Genomic DNA, 4,409 nt, shown 5'->3' on the forward strand with positions numbered 1-4,409 from the left:
GCTCTCGGAAACCTACCGCAGAAATGCGGCAAGGCGCCGAGTGCCGAGCCTACGATTTATGACAACGGCAGGTATTGTACATTCCCTCATGCCATAGAATTTCTGTACCGTCCATACGCTCAGATATTTCCGATACTAACATCATATCCGGAACTGGAGAACTACCTCAGTCCATTCATGGATGCATGGGAGTCCAATGCACAAGATCAACTCCAGGGGCAGATCGCTTCTGCTAAAATACCATTGTCAAGAATGATTTCTCCCGCACTTTATTGGGTAATGACAGGAGATGATTTTTCACTTGACATAAACAATCCGAAAGAACCTAAGATTCTTGTAGTAGGAAATAACCCTGATCGACAGAATATCTATTCTGCAGCACTTGGTCTATATAACAGTAGAATAGTAAAATTGATAAACAAGAAGAAGCAATTAAAATCGTCTGTTATCATTGACGAATTACCTACAATTTATTTCAGAGGTCTTGATAATCTTATTGCTACAGCACGAAGTAATAAGGTTGCTGTGTGCTTGGGCTTTCAGGATTTCAGTCAGCTTACCCGTGACTATGGAGATAAGGAAAGCAAGGTTATTCAGAATACTGTTGGTAATATCTTCAGTGGTCAGGTTGTAGGTGAAACGGCCAAGAATCTTTCTGAACGTTTTGGTAAGGTATTGCAGAAACGCCAATCCATGACTATCAACCGCAATGATAAATCCACTTCTATATCCACACAAATGGACTCGCTTATCCCGGCAAGCAAGATTTCTAATCTTACTCAGGGTATGTTTGTGGGTGCTGTTAGTGATAACTTTGATGAACGAATTGAGCAGAAAATCTTTCATGCTGAAATTGTGGTAGATTCTGCCAAAGTTTCTGCTGAAATGAAGGCATATAAGAAGATTCCCGTCATTGCCGAGTTTACCGACAGTGACGGGAACGATATTCTTCGTGAGACTATTGATAGTAATTATCGAAGAGTTAAGCAGGAGATTATTGCTTTAGTTGAGTCTGAGACTGAACGGATAAAGGCTAATCCAGAATTGAGCAGGTTGTTGAATAATAACTGAATTTAATGCCCCCAATTAGTATGATACAATAATAAAATCGATACAGAGACTAGTATTGCTCTATTACTTCTTTATAAATGATTTTCTTGATGAACTATATAATGAGTGGTAATTCTTTAATACTTTTAATATTTAACTCATTTAATATTATTTGGTTGTTGAATTGATTTAAGTCTTTGGTCTTACATTTGTTCTCAGTAACTTTTTCCATACGAAGCAAAGACTTATCTCTATTTTTATATAATGTATGACCTATTGTACGTATGAAACGTAATTTTGAATTTACAGCTTTAGTTGATAATGCTATATTTAGTCCTGCTTGACCTCCTAGTTGAACAGAGGGGAAAATTATTCCATCAATTTCTGTGTTATTAATTATATCTGAAGAGATTGTAGCAGAAATAAGATATTCTTTGTTATCTGTTACAATTTTTGAAAACTCATTACTTATAAAACGAATAAGATCTTTTTCTTGGTCTGTAAAAAGCAACTTTCTAAATACATCTCTTAAATCATTGAGCAGTTTATTGTTTTGTACTTCAGGGAATGTTGAATCAGCTACAAAGGAAATAACTCTTAAAGGTTTAATAACTTCCCAATAAGAAAGGGTAAATTTTTCTCTTCCAATAGATTCTTTACCTTCACGTGTTAGTTTGGAGCATTCGCCAATAGATATAGCACGTGCATTTTCAAGATGTGCTTGATCATCTGAAATAACTCCGTAAAACATAGTCTGTCCAGCTAATGTCGCTCTTTGGATAGAAGTACAGAATCTTATTGGACAATATGTCATCTGACTACGTTTCGTATATCCATCTCCCTTACGTGCTCTTACAATATACGTGCCTTTTATAACTTCTGATAGGATAGTAGGTAAAGTTCTAGAACATAAAATATTACGAATGTCATTAGGTGTGGCATTCTCAAAATCTATATTTTTCAATAGTTGTATAATTTCCATGATATAAATTATTATGATTGAACTACAAATTTATAAGAAAATACTAATATTGTCTTTAATGTATGTTCTAATCTCATTATATAAAAAATAAGCTGTAATTTCAAGCATTATTGTTAAATTTGCACTAAAAGTCAAGTTGTTTTAATTAATATACTAATTAAGACATATGAAATCTAAAAAAAACAATAGATTTAAAGTGATTTTAGCTGAGAATGGTAAAACAGGAAAATGGTTGATTGAACAAGTTGGTAAAAATGAAGCCACTGCTTTTTGTTGATGTTCCAATAAGATACTACCATCACTTGATACGCTGATTATAATTGCAGAACTTTTGAATGTAGATTTTAACCAACTTATTATAGCAGCAATAAAGATAAAAAAATGAAATACGGTTTTGTAATATTCTCTATTGCTACAGAAATCAAATAAAGTGATTTCTAAATATATATTCTTTAACTGATGCATATACGATGAAATTACTGATATCATGTTAACGTAAATATTTAATCGTGTTAATGCTTTAGATTTTTGTAGAAACTATTAAAAAATAGAATTAAGAGAGTAATCAATATATTATTGAAGCCCCAAATACAATTGGGATATATATAACATTGTTATAAACATAATAAAATTATTATATGCAGTCTGTTAATCCGATTCAATTAGCGAATATTAAACGTATTCAAGATGCTCTTCATAATGGCCGGCTTGTGCTATTTGTGGGAGCTGGCGTTTCAAAAAATTCAGGTGTTCCGATGTGGGGAGAATTGATTGAAAAAATGAAAAGTGAATTACCTGAATCACTAAGGAATGAAAAGGATGATCTTAAATTGGCGCAACTTTACAAGGATTCAAGAGGTGAAAAGGAATACTTGGAAATGGTAATGAAAACATTGTGTCATAATAAAGTTATACCCAATCCAATTCATAAAGAATTGCTGGCTCTGAATCCTGTTCATATAGTCACTACAAATTATGATGATTTGATTGAACAAGAGATAAGAAATGAATATAAGCAGTTTACTGTTGTTCGGGGGGATAAGGATATGCCTAATATGACATATCCTAATGCTTTAATTAAAATGCATGGTGATTATACGCTTGGTAATATAGTACTTGCGGAGAATGACTATTATAATTATCCTAGAACATTTGCATTAACACGCGCCTTTGTACAGTCACTTTTCGCAAGTAAACTTATATTATTTGTAGGATTTTCTTTTGCAGACATTAATTTGAAGATGATTCTCAATGATGTTAAGAATATTCTTGAAGAGAGGATGCAGCCTGTTTATATGCTTTCGTTGAATAAACCTGATGAAGTAACACAAAAATACTTTGAGAATAAAGGTATAAACATATTGTATCTTGAGGATTATGAAGAGAGAACACTATTGTCATATGTAAAAGAAATTGGGGAAGAACACAAGATTAAAGATTCTTATGGACGCAAGTTATACAGATATTTGAAAATAATAGAGAAATATGACTCTAATGTAACCGATGATATTATTACTTACGTATATAATAAAGTGTCACCTTATCAAGATGAAATTAAAGTATATGGAAGTGGGTTGAAATACCTATTCCCATCTTATATAGACTGTATTTATGAACATTCTGACGGCTTTCAGAGTAATATTGAATACTTTAATAATCTTGAGAAAAGACTTAAAACTTTCACGGGTAGAAAAACATTTATAAAGAAATATGGTATAAAAACATGCCGTGAATTTATTCGTTTTGCTTATTACAACTATCTTCATAGCATCGACGAATGTACTATATTAGGCAATAACTTTTGGATTCATATTAAGGATTATATACCATGTACAGTTAGTGAGTTTTTAAGTGACTTTGATTTCGAAGCTTTTGAGAACCGTTTAAAAGAATTGTCATCCAGACAACCCACAGGAACTCTTGAAGATATGGAATACCCATATGCTTTTTATAAGATAGGATCGTATTATAAGGCATACCAAGAATTTGATAAAATTCTTCCAATGGCTTGGAAACGTCAGAAGTATATATTATATTTTTTGTGCCTTTACAATATGTGGTCACTAAGATTTGCAATTAAAAGTGAGCTTCTTTGGTCATGCAAGAAAACTATTGATTGGAAACCTATTTATGAAAAATTGTCTGAGATAGATTTGTACGACACGTTGTCTAAGTTACCTATACCTCAAGAAATAAGAAAGATCTTTTATGATTTGTTAGCTAATCGATATATTGGTAATAAAGCAGTAGAAAGTGAAGAATTGAAGGAGAAAGTTCATCAGCAACGAAAATTGGCTGAAAGAGGAGGCATTTCAATAAATAGTAATGAAGTGATTTAAACTTTTCTTTTCCTTGCACATTTTCTCAATAGCATAAC

3 protein-coding genes are annotated in these 4,409 nt (G+C 32.2%); 2 read left to right on the forward strand and 1 reads right to left on the reverse strand.

All coding sequences use genetic code 11. The features are described 5' to 3' along the window. The coding region (locus DXD04_RS16450; protein WP_148390180.1) for a TraM recognition domain-containing protein at nt 1-1,071 on the forward strand (1,071 nt) is incomplete at its 5' end. 94 nt (nt 1,072-1,165) lie between these two features. Here DXD04_RS16450 and DXD04_RS16455 read toward each other — a convergent pair. After that, nucleotides 1,166-2,032 carry a hypothetical protein gene (locus tag DXD04_RS16455; RefSeq protein ID WP_117674205.1) on the reverse strand — a complete coding sequence of 289 codons (867 nt, stop codon included), beginning with the start codon at nt 2,030-2,032 and terminating at the stop codon, nt 1,166-1,168. 638 nt (nt 2,033-2,670) lie between these two features. Between DXD04_RS16455 and DXD04_RS16465 the strand changes: the two genes are divergently transcribed. After that, the gene (locus DXD04_RS16465; RefSeq protein ID WP_117674206.1) at nt 2,671-4,371 is read left to right on the forward strand and encodes an SIR2 family protein; all 1,701 of its coding nucleotides are present in this window, start codon (nt 2,671-2,673) and stop codon (nt 4,369-4,371) included. The last annotated feature ends 38 nt before the right edge of the window (nt 4,372-4,409 follow it).

It is taken from the genome of Phocaeicola plebeius (assembly GCF_003437535.1).
In the GTDB taxonomy this organism is placed as follows: Bacteria; Bacteroidota; Bacteroidia; order Bacteroidales; family Bacteroidaceae; genus Phocaeicola; species Phocaeicola plebeius_A.

Coding starts and splice junctions, on each gene's coding strand:
- DXD04_RS16455 (WP_117674205.1), bottom strand. CDS start 2,032: ATGGAAATTATACAACTATTGAAAAATATAGATTTTGAGAATGCCACA.
- DXD04_RS16465 (WP_117674206.1), top strand. CDS start 2,671: ATGCAGTCTGTTAATCCGATTCAATTAGCGAATATTAAACGTATTCAA.